Below are 15,428 nucleotides of genomic sequence, written 5' to 3' on the forward strand. Positions count from 1 at the left end.
AGACCCATGATCTTTGAACTCTCCTTCATCTTCGCCGGGATTATCGCCTTTTCGGTGCTGACCTATGTCGTGCTCGACGGCTTCGACCTTGGCCTCGGCATCCTGTTCCCGCTGGCACGGGACCACAAGGAACGCGGCGTCATGATGAATTCCGTCGCCCCGGTCTGGGACGGCAACGAAACCTGGCTGGTGCTGGGCGGCGGCGGGCTGTTCGCGGTCTTTCCGCTGGCCTATGCGGTGGTCATGCCAGCGCTCTACATGCCGATCATCGTGATGCTGCTGGCCCTGGTGTTCCGCGGCGTCGGTTTTGAGTATCGTTGGCGGTCAGAGCGTTGGCGCCCCTTCTGGGACATGGCCTTCTTTGGGGGGTCGCTGGTGGCGACCCTGATGCAGGGCATCTCGCTCGGAGCGCTGGTGCAGGGCATCCAGGTCGAGGGGCGTGCCTATGCGGGCGGCTGGTGGGACTGGCTTTCGCCGTTTTCCATCGGTACAGGCATCGCGCTGGTGCTGGGCTATGGCCTGCTGGGCGCGACCTGGCTGGTGATGAAGACCGAGGGGCCGCTTCAGGCCCGCATGCGCGGCCTTGCGATCTGGCTGGGCATCGGTACGCTGCTGGCCATCGGCGCGGTCAGCCTGGCGACGCCTTTCCTGCATCCGCAGTATCTGAGCCGCTGGTTCACCTTCCCCGCCGCCTGGTACAGCGCCGCCGTTCCGCTGCTGCTGCTGATCGCGGCCTTCCTGCTGTTCACGGGGCTGCGCCGGGGCAAGGACATCCAACCGTTCCTGGCTGCGCAGAGCCTTTTCGTGCTCAGCTTCATCGGCATCGGAATCAGCTTCTATCCCTATATCGTGCCCCCGGACCTGACCATCGCCGCCGCCGCCGCACCAGATGAAAGCCTGCGCTTCATTCTGGTCGGCACGGTGATCCTGGTGCCGATCATCCTGGGCTATACCGCCTATGCCTATTGGGTGTTCCGCGGCAAGGTCGATCCCAATGAGGGCTATCACTGATGCGGTCAAAGGTCGGACATCGCGGCGCGTGGGTGCGGACAGGATCGGCATTGATCGGGGCAGGCACATGAAAAGCGGGCCAAAACGTCTGCTGTGGTTTGCCGGTCTCTGGCTGATCAGCGTCGCAGCGCTGACAGTCGTGGCTTTGCTGATCCGGATGGCCTTGCCGACCTAGGCCAGGCCGAGGCCAAACGCCGTCGCCCGGCCTCAGCCCGCGTTGCGCCCTTCATCGGGGCGCGCGACGGGGTCCGGGTCAAAGAACCTGTGCTGCGCCCTGCCTGCCTTCTTCGACAGGTAAAGCGCGCGATCCGCATCGGCCAGCATCTGCTCGGCCCGAGGAGGATCGTAGAAGGTCGACAGGGTCGTGCCCATGGAACAGGAAATCCGGCAGATCCGCCCATCGTATTGCACCGGCACCTCCAGCCGGTCGATCAGGCGGCGCGCGATTTCCTCGATCCGGTGACGTTTGATCAGGCGCGGGAAGATCAACACGAATTCATCGCCCCCCACCCGCGCCACGATATCGGCCTCGCGGGTTTCGCCGACCATCAGGGCTGCGACATGCTGCAACACGAAATCCCCGGCGGCATGTCCATGGGAATCGTTGACCTGCTTGAAGTAATCCAGATCCAGATGCGTCAGGGAAAAGCTCTGCCCGCTGCGGATCAGCCGCGCCAGGACATGATCCATCGCGCGGCGGTTCTTCAACCCGGTCAGCGTATCGGTATAGGCCTGTTCCTCGGCGGCGATCTTGGCGCCCTGCAGGCGCAGGCCGAGCTTGCGATAGGCCTGGGTCACAGCGGCATTCGCCTCGGCCAGATACAACAGTTCGATCGTCAGGTCGGTCGGGGCAAAATCGCCCGAATGCAGCGGGTACGTGCGCAGGGCATCGCCAAAAGAAATCCCGAAAGAGGCATTCAGGATCGCGCCGCCATCCTCGACCGGCACAACCAAGCCCTTCAGCGCCGTACGCGGCGCATCGCGCAACCGCAGCCGCAGTTTTCGCCCCACTTCGGCCAGCAGATCCGGCATCGAGGCGATGGCGCGTCTTTGGGTCAACTCGAACATGTCAAGGAAAGCCCGCCCGACGAAGGCCTGATCGGGGCGCAGTTTCTGCATGGTCGGGCCAGCGTGGCAGATCATGCCCGCCGCATCGATGCGCAGATGCATCGGAAACAGCATGTCCAACGCTTTGGCCGAGAGCTTTGCCGGGTCGGCAGCCTCGGCAAAGGCTCCGGCAGGTGGCAAACGGTCCTGCCCCGTCATACCGCCCGCGCCCCGAGTTCAAAGGTGCGGCCTTCGGCGAATTCGGTTTCGATCAGGGTGATCTCGATCGCTTCGCCCTCCTGCCCCTCGCCCAGGTGGTCCAGCATCACCAGCGCGCCGTAGTCATCCGCCATGGCCCGCAGCACCCCGACCAGCACATGCCCCAGCCCCGGCAGCCCGGCGTCGCAGGTCAGCCGGAACCGGTTTACCCCCTGCTGACGCAGGTCGAGCCGGGGCAGGTCCAGGTCTGAAACCGCAAGGCGGGTGCGGTCCGGCAGATCCTCGAGCGAGAACAGGAAATCCTCGTAGCTGAGCCCGGCAAAGCGCAGCAAGCGACGCAGCCCTTCGTTGTTGGCATGTGACACGAGATAGGTCCCGATATCCTCGAGCAGGCCCTCGGGCGGGCGGCCAAGGCGGATCGCCGCAGCCGCAAGAACCCGTTGCGTGATATCGTCCTCGTAGGTCAGCATCGCCTCGAAGTCGCCAAACGGCAGATCGGCGGCCAGCACCACATCGCTCCAGACCGCTTCACCATAGGTGTCGCGCAGGAAGGACTGGATGGATTTGTTGATCAGACCGTGCATGTCGCCTGTGCCCGCTTCATTTGGCGCAGCATGGGCCTCAGAGACTTAAGATAGTTTCAACAGCCGCGGTGCCGATTGGGTGACGTGGCGACGATCGGCGCCCTTTTGCCCGCGCAACATGCTGCAGGTGGCGGGGCCGATCTGCGTCGCCCCGACGCGCGCGCCTAGTAATCGGTCGGCGCGCCACCTTCCTGCTTGCGGCGGATGACGAAGTCTTCCAGCGCACCCCGGCAGCTGTCCGGCATCGGCGGCGGGGTGAAATCATCTAGGATCTGCAGGTACTTGGTATGGGCCCGCTCGGGCGTCCAGACGGCGCCGGATTGTTCCCAGGATTCATAGTTGCGCCAGTCCGACAGGAAGGGCTGGTAAAAGGCCGTGGCATAGCGGTCCTGGGTATGCTGAATGCCGAAAAAGTGACCATCCTGGCGGACTTCGCGCATCGCCTCCAGCGCCAGGTCTTCGGGGGTCGTGGCGCAGATCGTGGGTTCCAGATAGCGCTGGATCTGCTGGATCACCTCGCAATCCATGATGAATTTCTCAGGCGAGGCGATCAGCCCGCCTTCCAGCCAACCCGCCGCATGATAAACGAAATTCGCCCCCGATTGTACCGCCGACCACAGCGCGTTGGAGGTTTCCCACATCGCCTGCCCATCCGGGACATTGGCCGCGCAGGACCCGGAGGCGCGCATCGGCAACCCGTAGTGGCGGCACATCTGACCGGTCATCTGGGTGGCGCGCATGTATTCCGGCGTGCCAAAGGCAGGCGCGCCGCTTTTCATGTCGACGTTGGAGGTAAAGGTGCCAAAGGCGCAGGCCACGCCGGGGTTGATGTATTGCGCAAGCGCAATGGCCGACAGCCCTTCGGCCAGGCTTTGCACCACGGCGCCCGCCATGGTCACCGGCGCCATGGCCCCGGCCAGGGTAAAGGGCGACACGATCAGCCCCTGACCGCGCCGCGCCAGCCGCATCCAGCCGTCCAGCATCGGGTAGTCGTGCTTCAGCGGCGAGGTGGAATTGATATTGGTGTACATATGCGGCGTGGCATCGAATTCCGCCTGGTCCCAACCGCCGGCAAGGCGGACCATCTCGATCACGTCCTCGACCCGCTCGGCACCAAGGGAATAGGCATGGGGAACCTTGTCCGTCAGGGTCAGCTTGTCGAACAGCACGTCGAGATGCCGGACCGAGGCATGAATATCCACCGGCTCTACCGGGTAGCCACCGGCGAAATGGATGCAGTTGAAATACTGCGTCAGGCGCAACAGGTTGGCGCAGTGTTCGCGGGTGCCGGGCACCTTGCGGCCCAGGGTCATGTCCCAGTAATTCGGCGGCGACGAGACGTTGCCGAACAGGATATGCCGCCCGCCGATCGGCAGGGTCCGGTCGGGATTGCGCGGCGTCAGGGTCCATTCCGAGGGCGCATGGGACAGCATCTCGATGATGAAATCGCGGCCCATGCGGACGATCTCGCCTTCGACGATACAGCCTGCTTCGGCCAGGATCGCACGTGCCTCGGGGTTGAGAAAGGCGATGCCGATCTCTTCCAGCACCTGCATGGCGGCGTCATGGATCGCCGCGATGCCTTCGGCTGTCAGAGGTTCGGTGGGGGCATCGGTATTGACCGGGATGCGCCAGGGTGATTGCTGGATCGCCGCTGTGCCGCGCCGCGCTGCCGATCCGGCCCGCCCCCCGCTGCGCCGCCGCACGGGTTTGTCGGGGGCCGCCCCGGTCGGGGCCGATTGCTGCGTCGAGGGGCTGTGATGTGCCGCCGTGTCCGGTCCTGCCTTCTCCATGTCGCGCCTCCGCTGCCATGGGGTCAGCAGAGCGCCCAAGCTGGGCCACTTCCGTTCCGGATGCGACGCGAAAGGTCGGTTTCGGGTCAAAATTGGGGCCAGACCCCGGTGTTTGACCCCGGCTGCGCAGGCTCAGCCGGTTGGCGTGGCCCGGTCCGTGCGGGCCAGCCATGCGGGCAGATGGCCGATATGGGGCAGGATCACATCGGCGATCGGGGACAGTTCCTGCGATCCGGCGAGGCCGGTCAGCACCGCGACGGTGGTCATTCCGGCCGCGCGCCCGGCCAGCAGGTCATGGGTGCTGTCGCCAACCATCAGCGCATCACCCGCCGCATGACCGCCCCCGGTCAGGAAGGCCCGCAGCGGCGCCGGATCGGGCTTCGCCCCATGGCCGCTGTCGGACCCGGCGACAAAACTGAACAGCTCCAGGATGCCCGCCCTGGTCAATTGCGCCACCGCGCTGGCCTCGCTGTCATTGGTCATCACGCCCAAAGCGATGCCCTGACCGGCGAGGTCCTCAAGCAAGGGTTCAAGCGGCACGACCGGCACCAGTGGCACTTCGGCGGCGCTGCGGCTGAGGTAGGTCTCGATCTCTTCGAGCGGCGCGCCGGGCAGGACGGTGCCGATCAACTCGGCCACCTCGCGGTTGCTGCCCGCGATCACCGGGCTGTCGGCGTGGAAGCTGCCTGAGGCCAGATCAAAGCGCAGGGCCCCGGCCAGGGTATCGGCCAGATGCGCCTCTCCGCCCGACAGTTCCGCGATCACGACCTGCGCCCAGGCGTTCCAGCTGGCGCCGAATTCGAACAGGGTGCCGTCCTTGTCGAACAGAATTGCCGTCACCGCCATCACGCGCCTCCCTCTGGGTCAGGGGAACCTGAGGCATCTTGTGCGGCGATACAAGACAGACCGTCGCCAATGCCCGCGTCAAAGAGCGCGACCGGATCTGTCACGCTTGACTTTCCCCGTCCGGTCGGGCTGAAAACCTGCATGAATTCCCAACCCCCCGGATATCGCCTGCACCAGTCTCTTGGCTATTGGTTGTCGCTTGCCGCCCGCCTGCAGGAACGCCGGCTGGATGAAAAGCTGCGCGAAATCGGCCTGACCCGGATCAATTGGTGCATTCTGCTGGGGCTGGCCAACGAAGGGCTGACGCAGCCTTCCGAACTGGCGGACTTCGTCGGCATCGACCGCACAGCCACGTCCCGCGCCCTGCGCCAGATGGAGGCCGCCCGCCTGATCGAACGCCGCTTCGGCACCGACGACCGGCGCACGCGGCTGATCACCCTGACCGACGCGGGCCGCGACGCCGTCCGGCTGGGCACCCCCTTTGCCCAGGCCAATTCCGAGGTCATGACAGAGCGTCTTGGACCAGAGGACGCCGCGCAGTTGCGCCAGCTGCTTCAGGCGTTGACAGAGGGCGAAGAGGCCAAGCTGCGCCACCTTTGATAAGGGTGACGCAAGGTCCTGCGGACCGTCAGGTCCAATGCACCTGTTCGCCGCCCGGCAAACTGGCCCGCGCCTGCATCGGCAGGTCATAGCCAAGATTGCCCGCCTCGCAGCAGGCCCGGACCCAGGCATCGTCCATCAGGATGAAATCCAGCACCGCCCCAAGGAATTCAGGGGTTTGCGCCGCCTGTCGCAGTTCGTCGACGGCCAGGCCACTGGCCCCCAGAAAGACCGGAAGCAGGTCTTCGTTGCCGGCCAGCCAAGTCAGGCAGGACAGGGCGATTTCTTCGGCGCGGCGCTCGCTCAGCATCATCATCGCAGGGCTCCCACCTTCTTGTGACTTCGGGAAGAAATGGATTCTTAACCAATTTCACCAATTTCTAGGTCAAGCAAGCCGCAACCCAGATCAGAAAAAGACCGGGACCGATATGCCAGGAAGAATTCTAATTGTTGACGACGACGTGTCGCGCCGCATCACGCTGGCGGCCCGCTTGTCCGGGGCGTTCTACGACATCCGCATCGCCGGGTCGGATGAAGAGGCCTTTGCCCTGATGCAGCAATGGAAGCCTGGGGTGATCCTGGTTTCCGACCAGTTGGCCGCGCCGCCGATCCTGTCGTTCCTGCGGATCGTGCGCAAGGATCCCCGCTGCAGTGACACGACGATTTTCGTGGTAACCGCCGCCTGGGCCCAGGGGGGGCGTGCCGCGCTGCTGGCGGCTGGGGCGGATGATGTCATCCCGCGCAGCGAACCAGAAGAGGTCTTTCATGCCCGTCTGCGGTCCCATGAGCGCGCGCGCGCCATGATCGAGGCGTTGCAATTGCGCGGCGATGACGGCGATACCCCGCCGCTGCCCGGTTTCTTCGAGGCACCGGCCCATTTCCCCGGCCTTATCCCGGTCACCATCGTGCCGCCGGATTCCGCCGCCTCCGCGGAATGGGAAATCGCGCTGTCCGATCAGAAGGCCCTGAGCTTGCGCATGGTGCCCGTCGACCGGATCGCCACCCGCAGCAGCGTCGCCGAGGAAATGGACGACAAGCCACGTCTGCTGGTCCTCGGTCTTGCGCCTGGCAATGAACGCAAGATGCTGCGCGCCATCGCAGAACTGCGGTCACAGCGCAACGCCCCGGAAACCGAGATCCTGCTGATCGCCCCCGATGCCACGCCCGAAACCGTTCGTCAGGGGTATGACATCGGCGCAAGTTCGGTCATGATCGGCCAATTCGAGCCGGTCGAGGTCATCGCGCGGCTTGGCAATCTGCAACGGCGCATGTCGCGGCGCAAATGCCTGCGTATGGCGCTGACGGACGGGATGCGCGCCTCGGTGATCGACCCGCTGACCGGGCTCTACAATCGCCGTTTCGCCCTGCCCCGGCTCAGCCAACTTGCCCAGAACGCGGGGCGCAACGCATCGCCCTATGCCGTCTGCGTGTTGGATATCGACCATTTCAAGACCGTGAATGACCGTTTCGGCCATATCGTCGGGGACATCGCCTTGCAGAACCTGGCCGGCCTGTTGCGCGACAACCTGCGGCCCTGCGATCTGCTGGCACGGATCGGGGGCGAGGAATTCCTTGTCATGCTGCCGGAGACCGGGCCGAATGAATCGCTCTATATCGCCGGGCAATTGTGCGAGACGATCCGCCGGTCCCCGATCCCGATCGGCGAAGGACAGGCGCCGCTGAACCTGACGATCTCTCTGGGGCTGACCATCGGCCATCGGGGTCAGCGCAGTGCCGAAGAACTGATCGCGGATGCCGACAGCGCGCTTTACTCCGCCAAGCGCAGCGGGCGCGATCAGGTCGCGCTGCATGCCCGGACCAGCTATCTCTGCAATCCCGGCACCCAGTTGCGTGCCACGTCCTGAGCCCCATGCCTGCGGCCCGACCAGAACCGAGGGTCGCCAGCGCCGATATGCAACTATCCTGACGGACTGAACACATCCCCCGTCAGCGCAGGACAGTGCAGTCAGGTGAAACAGTCAGGCACAGCGATTTCGCGCCCTCACTTGTGGCGGTCTGCGGGTGGCTGGCTCAGGGCCTCTTCCAGCCGGTCGGCGACGGCCAGGCGATCGGCGCGGGACATGCCGGCGATCCGTTCCAGCAGAACCTTCTGGCCAAGGGCCTGACGCCGCATCGCCTCGTCCAGCTGCCGCTGCACGCTCACCTCCAGGGCATCGGGGTCGAAAGGCTCGGCGCGCAGGACCATCAGCAACTTGTCGAACTCGGCCCTGACGTCGTCCCGTTCCGGACGGTCAGAGCGCAGCTCGCGACCGATTTCACGTCCGATTTCGCGGCGATCCTCGCGGCTGAGCGCATAGGCGATCACGCCCCCGACCCGATCCGCGGGGGGCGGGGCGCTGCCCGGTCCCGGCCCGCTCGGGCCGCGCATCACAGCGCCGATCACCAAACCGGCAACGGCCAGGTTCAGCGCCAGCGAAATGAAGAAGGCGATCCGGAGCCCCATGCTCTGCGTCGGGCTCTGCGTCGGCTCTTGCTTCGGGCCGGGTGTCTGTTCGGGGCCGCCTGTGCCACCTGCCTGACCCGCCGTCTTGTTCTCGACCATGCGCTTAACCCTCAACCTGACCGAAATCGTAGAAATCCGTGCTGTCGACCACATAATATTCGAACAATTCCTCGTTCGACGTGGACCCGATCATGGCTTGCATGCCGGTCTGCAAGGCCGTTGGCGGCGTGATCCCGATCCAGACCCCGGCCATGGTGGCAGCCGCCAGACCCGCCAGCGCCGGTGCGCCGCCGATCGCCCCCAGGATCCGGGCCCAAAGCCCCCTGAGCCCGGTCTGGCGCGCCGGTTCCCGGTCCACCGCACCCGACGCTGCCCGGTCCGCCGTCGCCCGATCGGCCAACGCGGTCTCGGCATCGGCCAGGATGCGCGCCGTCAGTGTATCTGGCAAAGACCCGGTCTGGCCGCCGGCCCGACCCGCCTCCTGTTCGCTGCGCATTTCGGCAAAGAACGCCTCCATCGCGGCGTCCGAAAGCCCGGTGGAAAGCCCGGTGTCGTTGCTTCGGTCAGTCATCCTGATACCCCAATTCATCGCGCCGTCCTGCCAGGATCTGGCTGAGCGCCCTCTTGCCCCGCGCCGTGAGACTTTCCACGGCTTCGGTGCTGATCTCCATGATCTCGGCGATCTCAGGATTGCCGAGTCCTTCCAGGTGACGCAAGATCACCGCCTGTTTCTGTCGGTCGGGCAGCGCATCGAGCGCGCCCTGCAGGGCCGCCATGCGGCTGCGCTGCTGCATTTGTTCGTCCACCGGTTTGGCCGGATCGGCCGGTTCCGGCACATCGTCGATATCCGTGGTGCCGCCCCGCCGACGACGCAGCCGGTCGGTGCACAGGTTTGCCGTGACCCGGTAGAGCCAGGTGGTCACCCGCGCTTCGCCCTGGCGCCAGTCCGGAGCGATCTTCCACAGGCGCATCATGGCTTCCTGGGTGACATCCTCGGCTTCGGCCCGGTCGCCCAGCATGCGCCAGGCCTGCGACAGGACCCGCGGGCCAAGGCGCGCCGTCAGGATTGCCGCGGCCGCCTGGTCACCATTGGAGAACAGCACCAGAAGCGCGTCGTCCGGTATGGCATCTGGGTCATCGAAGGCCATGTCATTCATGCCTTGGCGAGGTATCCGTTCGCGCAAGTCCTGGCAATCGGTTCCGTTTGAAAAGACGTCATGTGCTGTCCTTCGGCTGTCGTGCCGGGCCGGGTGGCGCGGCTGTCTATTGGTGGTGACCCAACCTGCAGGGACTGGGGATGCAGGCTCTGCAGGTCGGATCACCGTTCTTCGGAAGGTACGCCCCGAAGAAAATCCCGGCCCCGTCCCGCGCGGTGTTACCTGGTGCGGGACGGGGCCGGATATTGCTGCGGCTTAGCCCCGGTCACCGCCAAAGGGCCAAAGCGCCGGACCATCACCGCGGGAGTCATCACGGTGCTCGTCGTCCTGATGGCGCGGCCCGTGGTCGTCCCCGCGACGGTCGTGGTCACTGCCGCGCCGGTCATGGTCGTCATCGCGTTGATCGCCACGGGGCGGCCCGCGCCGGTCGTCCTTGTGCTCGGCCATGTGGTCCTGCATGGCCTGGAACTCCTCGGCCGAGATCACCCCGTCGTCGTTCTTGTCGACACGAGAGAACATCCGCTCACCGCGATCATCCTTTGGCGTCAGTTCTTCCAGGCTCAGCACGCCGTCGTCATTGGCGTCGCGGGCATCGACCAGCCGGGCGATCCGGCGGCTTTCCCTCTCGGCCCGGCGTTCGGCCCGCTGGGCTTCCAGCGTGGCGGCGATTTCATCGGCGTCCAGTTGACCGTCGCCATTGGTGTCCGCCTTGGTAAAGCGGTCCTCGATGCTGGCGCCGTGGCGGCTCTGGATTTCCTCGAGGGTCACCGAGCCGTCGCCATCCGTGTCCAGATCCGCAAAGCTCATCGCCGGTCCCGGCGGCGGCGTTGTATCACCGGTGTCCTGCGCCAGGGTCGTAGCTGCGAACCCGGTCAGGGACAGGGCTGTCAGCCCGCTCAGCAAAATGGCCTTGTTCATGGCTCTCTCCTTCATGTTCCGTCTTCAGATCGGGCCAGCCTCCGTGGCCGTCATCTGCTAATAGATACGGGGGGGCCGCCGGGTTCCGTCGCGGGGAGGCACGCTTTTTTCCGCATCTCCCTTTCGCCGGCCGCTGCGCCTGCGCAATACGGGGGGCCAGCCCGCCCCCATGACAGCTTTGCGACATCGCGACGCGGAGACGTCGGACCACCTAGGCATTCCGCCCCGGCTGGGTCATGGTCCGCCGCGATGCGAACCCCGACAAAGGAGGCGCCAGATGCGGAACGATCCTTCCCCAGACCTCAGCGAGCAGGCCTCTTTGCGAAAGGTCCAACCGTCGGACCCAACCGATACGCGCCCCCGGGGACAGCCCCCGGAAAGGCCCCTTTGGCCGGCATTGAGGCGTGGCTGGCAGCGGCGTTGCCCAAATTGCGGCAGCGGGCCGCTGATGCTGTCCTATCTGAAGGTGCGCGACAGTTGTCCGGTCTGCGCCGAGGTCTATTCCCATCACCGCGCCGATGACGGCCCGGCCTATCTGACGATCCTGATCGTCGGCCATATCGCGGCGCCGGCGCTGCTCAGTACCTGGCTGGCATGGCGTCCCGATCCGATGGTCCTGTTCACCGGCTTCGCTATTGGCACGGTTGCGCTGTCGCTCTATCTTCTGCCCCGGCTCAAGGGGGGGCTGGTCGCCTTCCAATGGGCCCGGCACATGCATGGCTTCGCCGCCTCCGAGGGCTGACAGGCAGCGGCGCAGCCCCGGCATGAAGGATCGGCCTGAAGGATCAGCAAGCAGGTTCAGCACGAAGGATCACATGCAACAGACCCCTCCGATCCGCGATGCGGCCAGTGTCATTGCCCTGCGCGACCGTGCAGGGACGCCGCGTATCCTGATGGGACAGCGCGGCGCGGCGGCGGTCTTCATGCCGATGAAATTTGTCTTTCCCGGCGGTGCCGTCGATCCGGGTGACGCCCGGATCCCCCTGACCGCGCTGCCCGAGCCCTGCGCCACCCGGCTGGCCGAGGCCAGCGCGCCCGGCATGGCCCCGGCGCTGATGGCCGCCGCGATCCGCGAATTCTGGGAAGAAACCGGGCTGATGCTGGGCCGCCCCGGCGCCTGGCCCGACGCCCCCGGCGATTGGCAGGACTTTGCCGCCTCCGGCCACCGCCCGGACCCGAGCCTGCTGCGGTTCATCTTTCGCGCCGTGACACCGCCGGGCCGGCCCCGGCGGTTCGATGCGCGGTTCTTTCTGGTGGATGCCGATCGGGCCATTGTCGGCGACCCGGATGATTTCACCCATGCGTCGGACGAATTGTCGCTGCTGCAGTGGATCCCGCTGAGCGAGGTGCGCAATTTCGATCTGCCCTTCATCACCCGCGTTGTCCTGGCCGAGGTCGCCGCGCGCCTCGATCAGCCAGGCCCGCCCGAAAGCGTGCCCTTCTTTGCCCAGGATGAAGAAACGCAGATGTTCCGCCGGTTGAACGGCATCGCCCCGCCCCTTTGATGCCCCTTGCGGCTAGTCCGTCGGCGGGCACCAGATCGGGTGTGGCACAGGGTCCTTGGCGCGACGGAAATACCTGCGGAAGACCTCGGCATATGAGCGATAGAAATAGCCGCCGTTGCGCCGCAGGTAATGCGCCTTGCGGGCCCGGTAGAGCGCAGGCAGCTGGTACCATGGACGGCGCGGATGCATGTGATGGACGACATGCAGGTTGTTGTTCAGAAACAGCCAGGCCAGCGGGCCGCGATCTTCGATGATGACCGTCCGCCCCGAGGCGCGATCATGCGCCTGATGTTCAAGAAAGGTGCGGATCTTCAGGATCGACAGGCCCGCGTAGCTGCCCGTCAGAAAGGCCCAAAGCGGCATCTGCGACAGGCTCGCCTGCCAGACAATCACCACGCCCAAAGCCGGAAGATGCCCGAGCCAGCCGCGCAGCACGGCAGGATCCCCGGCCCTGGCGCGGCAGATTTCGCGGCCTGCAAAGCCCAGCATTCCCAGCGTCGGACCGATCAAGATCCGCCCGGCCAGCCGGTTGTTGAATCGCAGAACCGCCTGCTGCCAGGGCGCGAGGCCATTCCAGACACGGGGGTCGGTAAAATTGCTTTCGGGGTCGTCATAGGGGTCGGTGATGACCTCGTCCCGGTGATGCGCCAGATGCGTCGCCTCGAAGCGCAGATAGGGCACAACCAGGCTCAGCGCCGGAAAGACCAGGGCCGCGTTCAGCCAGCGGAGCGCGAAGGGATGGCCATGAAGCGCCTCGTGGCTGAGCGAAGAATGCAACGCCCCGGTCACCGCGACACCGCAGATCGCCAGCGGCAGGGCCTGAGCAGCCAGCCAGGTGGTCGAAACCGCCCAAAGCGCGTAGCAGAAGCCGATCAGTGCCAGCGTCGGCCATTCGATCCCGTGGCGCGCGCCCCCCGAAGCCGGGCGTGGGGGGGCCAGTTGCCGGGCCCGCTCAGCCATGTGCCTTGCCGTCAAGGCGCCCCCAGGACACCCGCGCCCAAAGCCGCTCATAAAGGAAATAGCAGGCCATCCCGAGGCCCGCATTGACCAGCGCCATACCCCCGCCAAGCCGCAAGGACCCGGTGAAGGCCACCCCGACCAGCGCCATGATCACCAACCCGATCCCGGTCCAGACCCCCGCCTTCACGATGCTTCTTGCGCGCGTTTCCACCTTCCGTCCCCTTGTCCTGACCCTGTCGGGCCAAGGCTATGGGCGGCTGATCCGTGGGGGAATCCCGTGTATGATTAACAAATCTCGCAATATGTGATATTTGACACCATATGCTGGATAAAGTTGACAAACGCTTGCGCGCCGAACAGTTCCGCCGCCGTCTGCGCGATGCCATGGCGCTGCGCGGTCTCAGCCAAAGCGCGCTTGCCCGCCGGATCGAGGTCGACCGTTCGACCATTTCGCAACTGCTGGGCGGTGACGGCGCGCGGTTGCCCAATGCGCAGGTGGTCGGCGAATGTGCTGCCGCGCTCGGGGTGTCTGCGGATTGGCTATTGTCGCTGTCGGAAAGGCCAGAAACGGCCGCCGACCTGCTGGCCACGTCCCTGACGCTGACCACTGCCCAGCGGGCGCTGGTCGATGAACAGATCTTTGCCTGGCATCAGGAGGCTGCAGGATACAAGATCCGCCATGTGCCGGCCTCCCTGCCGGACATGCTGAAAACGACAGAGCTTCTTGAGTGGGAATATTCGCCCCACCTGGGACGGACAACGACCCAGGCCATCGGGGCCTCGGCAGACCGGCTGGAATGGATGCGGCATTCCAATTCGGATTACGAAATCGCCCTGCCCCGACACGAGATGATCGCCTTTGCCACCGGCACAGGCTATTACGCCGACCTGCCCGCCGATCTGCGACGGCGCCAAATCGACCAGTTCATCACCCTTAGCGAATCCCTTTATCCTCGGCTCAGACTGTATCTGTTCGATGCCCGGCGCCTGTTTTCCGCGCCAATCACCGTTTTCGGGCCACTGCTGGCGGTTCTATACGCGGGCCAGAACTACATCGCCTTTCGCGACATCGAACGGGTCGAGGCCCTGTCACGACATTTCGATCAACTGGTCCGCGAAGCGGCGATCACCGCGCGTGAATTGCCCGGTTTCCTGCGCGAATTGCGGGTCTCGATCCGCTAGCACGCATCAGAAGGGCATGGGGTGTTTCCTGTGCACCTCGTCGAGATCCTTCAGCACCTCTTCCGACAGGGTCAGGTCGAGACCGGCAAGGATATGCGACAGTTGGGCCGTATTCGTCGCCCCGAAGATCACCGAGGCGGTGAAGGGCCGCTGCGCCACCCAGGCCAGAGCCATCTGGATCGCATCCAGATCATGCTTGAACGCGATATCCAGGTAATCATCCACCGCCGGGAAGGCCCGTTTGGAGACGCGCCCGCCAAGTTCCGGCGACAGGGTGATGCGCGACCCGGCCGGTTTGGCGCGGCCCTGGTACTTGCCCGTCAGCAAGCCTGCAGCGAGCGGCGAAAAGGCCAGAAGGCCGACGTCTTCGTTCAGGCAAAGCTCTGCAAGATCGGTGTCGAATTGCCGGCACATCAGCGAATATTCGTTCTGGATTGTCGCCGCGCGGGGGCGTTTGGCGGTGGTCGACTGATGAAGCCATTGGGCCATGCCCCAGGCGGTTTCGTTCGACAGGCCGAAAGCGCGGATCGTGCCCCGCTTGCGTTCCTTTTCCAGCGCATCAAGGCAGCCCTGCATGTTCTCGATCACCGCTGCCGGGTCCTGCGCCGAGGGGTCGTAGCGCCAGTTCTGCCGGAAATGGTAGGAGCCGCGATTGGGCCAGTGGAACTGGTAAAGATCGATGTAATCGGTCTTGAGGCGGCGCAGCGCGCCTTCGATCTCTTCGGGGATGGTCTTGGCGGTGATCGGCTCGCCATCGCGGGAATATTTCATCCCGGCGCCGGAATGCTTGGTGGCGATGACGATCTCGCTGCGGTGGCCCCGGGATTTTTCCAACCATAGCCCGATGATGCGCTCTGTCCGGCCAATGGTTTCCTCGCGAACCGGATTGACCGGGTACATTTCCGCCGTGTCGATGAAGTTGATCCCGGCCTCCAGCGCCGCGTCAAGCTGGCGATGCGCCTCGGCACTGCGGGTCTGGTTGCCCCAGGTCATCGTCCCCAGACAATAATTCGAGACTTCGATGCCGCTGCGGCCAAGTTCATTCATGCGCATATGTCACCCGTCTCTCACCATGGTCCTGCAATATCCCGTGAAAGTTACGAATTTCCTGCGGCGCGTCACCCCGGAAATCTTCATTTTCA

General features: G+C 65.1%; 19 protein-coding genes. 7 read left to right on the forward strand and 12 right to left on the reverse strand.

The features are described 5' to 3' along the window. Positions 1 to 6: 6 nt before the first annotated feature. Positions 7 to 1,011, forward strand: coding sequence for a cytochrome d ubiquinol oxidase subunit II (cydB, locus tag PSAL_RS06605; RefSeq protein WP_119840707.1), 1,005 nt, complete (start codon positions 7 to 9; stop codon positions 1,009 to 1,011). A gap of 67 nt (positions 1,012 to 1,078) precedes the next feature. After that, positions 1,079 to 1,186 carry a DUF2474 family protein gene (locus PSAL_RS06610; protein WP_119840708.1) on the forward strand — a complete coding sequence of 36 codons (108 nt, stop codon included), beginning with the start codon at positions 1,079 to 1,081 and terminating at the stop codon, positions 1,184 to 1,186. Positions 1,187 to 1,218: 32 nt separating this feature from the next. On the opposite strand, the gene PSAL_RS06615 is transcribed toward PSAL_RS06610, so the two are convergent. The 4 genes from PSAL_RS06615 to PSAL_RS06630 all read right to left on the reverse strand — a co-directional run bounded on the left by PSAL_RS06615 (position 1,219) and on the right by PSAL_RS06630 (position 5,500). Beyond that, positions 1,219 to 2,193, reverse strand: a complete 975-nt coding sequence (locus tag PSAL_RS06615; protein ID WP_231388678.1) for a diguanylate cyclase domain-containing protein — start codon at positions 2,191 to 2,193, stop codon at positions 1,219 to 1,221. An 80-nt stretch (positions 2,194 to 2,273) separates the two neighbouring features. Then, entirely contained in the window at positions 2,274 to 2,861 is a 588-nt protein-coding gene (locus tag PSAL_RS06620; RefSeq protein ID WP_119840710.1) for a heme NO-binding domain-containing protein, read from the reverse strand. Between the two features lie 164 nt (positions 2,862 to 3,025). Next, positions 3,026 to 4,654, reverse strand: a complete 1,629-nt coding sequence (locus PSAL_RS06625) for a trimethylamine methyltransferase family protein (RefSeq protein ID WP_119840711.1) — start codon at positions 4,652 to 4,654, stop codon at positions 3,026 to 3,028. A 132-nt stretch (positions 4,655 to 4,786) separates the two neighbouring features. Then, a complete protein-coding gene (locus tag PSAL_RS06630) occupies positions 4,787 to 5,500 on the reverse strand; it encodes an HAD family hydrolase (protein WP_119840712.1) in 714 nt (237 codons plus the stop codon). Between the two features lie 141 nt (positions 5,501 to 5,641). On the opposite strand from PSAL_RS06630, the gene PSAL_RS06635 reads away from it, so the two are divergent. Continuing rightward, positions 5,642 to 6,100 (forward strand): MarR family winged helix-turn-helix transcriptional regulator, encoded by a 459-nt coding sequence (locus tag PSAL_RS06635; protein ID WP_119840740.1) that lies wholly within the window; start codon positions 5,642 to 5,644, stop codon positions 6,098 to 6,100. 28 nt (positions 6,101 to 6,128) lie between these two features. On the opposite strand, the gene PSAL_RS06640 is transcribed toward PSAL_RS06635, so the two are convergent. Beyond that, positions 6,129 to 6,413 carry a DUF3572 domain-containing protein gene (locus PSAL_RS06640; protein ID WP_119840741.1) on the reverse strand — a complete coding sequence of 95 codons (285 nt, stop codon included), beginning with the start codon at positions 6,411 to 6,413 and terminating at the stop codon, positions 6,129 to 6,131. 115 nt (positions 6,414 to 6,528) lie between these two features. Here PSAL_RS06640 and PSAL_RS06645 point away from each other — a divergent pair, with 115 nt between their 5' ends. Further along, positions 6,529 to 7,965 (forward strand): GGDEF domain-containing response regulator, encoded by a 1,437-nt coding sequence (locus PSAL_RS06645; RefSeq protein ID WP_119840713.1) that lies wholly within the window; start codon positions 6,529 to 6,531, stop codon positions 7,963 to 7,965. A gap of 137 nt (positions 7,966 to 8,102) precedes the next feature. Here the strand turns inward: PSAL_RS06645 and PSAL_RS06650 are convergent, their stop codons facing one another. The 4 genes from PSAL_RS06650 to PSAL_RS06665 all read right to left on the reverse strand — a co-directional run bounded on the left by PSAL_RS06650 (position 8,103) and on the right by PSAL_RS06665 (position 10,639). Then, positions 8,103 to 8,663, reverse strand: coding sequence for a periplasmic heavy metal sensor (locus PSAL_RS06650; RefSeq protein ID WP_196222886.1), 561 nt, complete (start codon positions 8,661 to 8,663; stop codon positions 8,103 to 8,105). Between the two features lie 4 nt (positions 8,664 to 8,667). Next, on the reverse strand, positions 8,668 to 9,135 hold the full coding sequence (locus PSAL_RS06655; RefSeq protein ID WP_119840715.1) for a hypothetical protein: 468 nt from the start codon (positions 9,133 to 9,135) through the stop codon (positions 8,668 to 8,670). Next, positions 9,128 to 9,721 (reverse strand): RNA polymerase sigma factor, encoded by a 594-nt coding sequence (locus PSAL_RS06660; RefSeq protein WP_119840716.1) that lies wholly within the window; start codon positions 9,719 to 9,721, stop codon positions 9,128 to 9,130. The genes PSAL_RS06655 and PSAL_RS06660 overlap by 8 nt, the downstream gene beginning before the upstream one ends. 255 nt (positions 9,722 to 9,976) lie before the next feature. Then, positions 9,977 to 10,639 carry an EF-hand domain-containing protein gene (locus PSAL_RS06665; protein WP_196222887.1) on the reverse strand — a complete coding sequence of 221 codons (663 nt, stop codon included), beginning with the start codon at positions 10,637 to 10,639 and terminating at the stop codon, positions 9,977 to 9,979. A gap of 277 nt (positions 10,640 to 10,916) precedes the next feature. Between PSAL_RS06665 and PSAL_RS06670 the strand changes: the two genes are divergently transcribed. Together PSAL_RS06670 and PSAL_RS06675 are read left to right on the forward strand one after the other, a co-directional pair. Further along, complete coding sequence (locus PSAL_RS06670; RefSeq protein WP_119840718.1) at positions 10,917 to 11,381, forward strand: DUF983 domain-containing protein; 465 nt, start codon at positions 10,917 to 10,919, stop codon at positions 11,379 to 11,381. Between the two features lie 73 nt (positions 11,382 to 11,454). Next, on the forward strand, positions 11,455 to 12,144 hold the full coding sequence (locus PSAL_RS06675) for an NUDIX hydrolase (RefSeq protein WP_119840719.1): 690 nt from the start codon (positions 11,455 to 11,457) through the stop codon (positions 12,142 to 12,144). A gap of 12 nt (positions 12,145 to 12,156) precedes the next feature. Here the strand turns inward: PSAL_RS06675 and PSAL_RS06680 are convergent, their stop codons facing one another. Next, positions 12,157 to 13,104 (reverse strand): fatty acid desaturase, encoded by a 948-nt coding sequence (locus PSAL_RS06680; RefSeq protein WP_119840720.1) that lies wholly within the window; start codon positions 13,102 to 13,104, stop codon positions 12,157 to 12,159. Further along, entirely contained in the window at positions 13,097 to 13,315 is a 219-nt protein-coding gene (locus PSAL_RS06685) for a DUF2061 domain-containing protein (protein ID WP_119840721.1), read from the reverse strand. Before PSAL_RS06685 ends, PSAL_RS06680 begins: the two co-directional genes overlap by 8 nt. 110 nt (positions 13,316 to 13,425) lie before the next feature. Between PSAL_RS06685 and PSAL_RS06690 the strand changes: the two genes are divergently transcribed. Next, positions 13,426 to 14,286: a helix-turn-helix domain-containing protein gene (locus PSAL_RS06690; RefSeq protein WP_119840722.1), complete on the forward strand. Its 861-nt coding sequence runs from the start codon at positions 13,426 to 13,428 to the stop codon at positions 14,284 to 14,286. Between the two features lie 6 nt (positions 14,287 to 14,292). Here PSAL_RS06690 and PSAL_RS06695 read toward each other — a convergent pair whose 3' ends face one another. Then, complete coding sequence (locus PSAL_RS06695) at positions 14,293 to 15,339, reverse strand: aldo/keto reductase (protein ID WP_119840723.1); 1,047 nt, start codon at positions 15,337 to 15,339, stop codon at positions 14,293 to 14,295. Between the last annotated feature and the right edge of the window lie 89 nt (positions 15,340 to 15,428).

Source organism: Pseudooceanicola algae (assembly GCF_003590145.2).
Classification (GTDB): domain Bacteria; phylum Pseudomonadota; class Alphaproteobacteria; order Rhodobacterales; family Rhodobacteraceae; genus Pseudooceanicola; species Pseudooceanicola algae.

What these genes read in the sequence shown, in the direction of transcription:
- PSAL_RS06650 (WP_196222886.1), bottom strand. Translation starts at nt 8,663, where the DNA reads ATGGTCGAGAACAAGACGGCGGGTCAGGCAGGTGGCACAGGCGGCCCC.
- PSAL_RS06660 (WP_119840716.1), bottom strand. Translation starts at nt 9,721, where the DNA reads ATGAATGACATGGCCTTCGATGACCCAGATGCCATACCGGACGACGCG.
- PSAL_RS06620 (WP_119840710.1), bottom strand. Translation starts at nt 2,861, where the DNA reads ATGCACGGTCTGATCAACAAATCCATCCAGTCCTTCCTGCGCGACACC.
- PSAL_RS06645 (WP_119840713.1), top strand. Translation starts at nt 6,529, where the DNA reads ATGCCAGGAAGAATTCTAATTGTTGACGACGACGTGTCGCGCCGCATC.
- PSAL_RS06670 (WP_119840718.1), top strand. Translation starts at nt 10,917, where the DNA reads ATGCGGAACGATCCTTCCCCAGACCTCAGCGAGCAGGCCTCTTTGCGA.
- PSAL_RS06630 (WP_119840712.1), bottom strand. Translation starts at nt 5,500, where the DNA reads ATGGCGGTGACGGCAATTCTGTTCGACAAGGACGGCACCCTGTTCGAA.
- PSAL_RS06690 (WP_119840722.1), top strand. Translation starts at nt 13,426, where the DNA reads ATGCTGGATAAAGTTGACAAACGCTTGCGCGCCGAACAGTTCCGCCGC.
- PSAL_RS06615 (WP_231388678.1), bottom strand. Translation starts at nt 2,193, where the DNA reads ATGCTGTTTCCGATGCATCTGCGCATCGATGCGGCGGGCATGATCTGC.
- PSAL_RS06655 (WP_119840715.1), bottom strand. Translation starts at nt 9,135, where the DNA reads ATGACTGACCGAAGCAACGACACCGGGCTTTCCACCGGGCTTTCGGAC.
- cydB (WP_119840707.1), top strand. Translation starts at nt 7, where the DNA reads ATGATCTTTGAACTCTCCTTCATCTTCGCCGGGATTATCGCCTTTTCG.
- PSAL_RS06625 (WP_119840711.1), bottom strand. Translation starts at nt 4,654, where the DNA reads ATGGAGAAGGCAGGACCGGACACGGCGGCACATCACAGCCCCTCGACG.
- PSAL_RS06610 (WP_119840708.1), top strand. Translation starts at nt 1,079, where the DNA reads ATGAAAAGCGGGCCAAAACGTCTGCTGTGGTTTGCCGGTCTCTGGCTG.
- PSAL_RS06695 (WP_119840723.1), bottom strand. Translation starts at nt 15,339, where the DNA reads ATGCGCATGAATGAACTTGGCCGCAGCGGCATCGAAGTCTCGAATTAT.
- PSAL_RS06665 (WP_196222887.1), bottom strand. Translation starts at nt 10,639, where the DNA reads ATGAACAAGGCCATTTTGCTGAGCGGGCTGACAGCCCTGTCCCTGACC.
- PSAL_RS06675 (WP_119840719.1), top strand. Translation starts at nt 11,455, where the DNA reads ATGCAACAGACCCCTCCGATCCGCGATGCGGCCAGTGTCATTGCCCTG.
- PSAL_RS06640 (WP_119840741.1), bottom strand. Translation starts at nt 6,413, where the DNA reads ATGATGCTGAGCGAGCGCCGCGCCGAAGAAATCGCCCTGTCCTGCCTG.
- PSAL_RS06680 (WP_119840720.1), bottom strand. Translation starts at nt 13,104, where the DNA reads ATGGCTGAGCGGGCCCGGCAACTGGCCCCCCCACGCCCGGCTTCGGGG.
- PSAL_RS06635 (WP_119840740.1), top strand. Translation starts at nt 5,642, where the DNA reads ATGAATTCCCAACCCCCCGGATATCGCCTGCACCAGTCTCTTGGCTAT.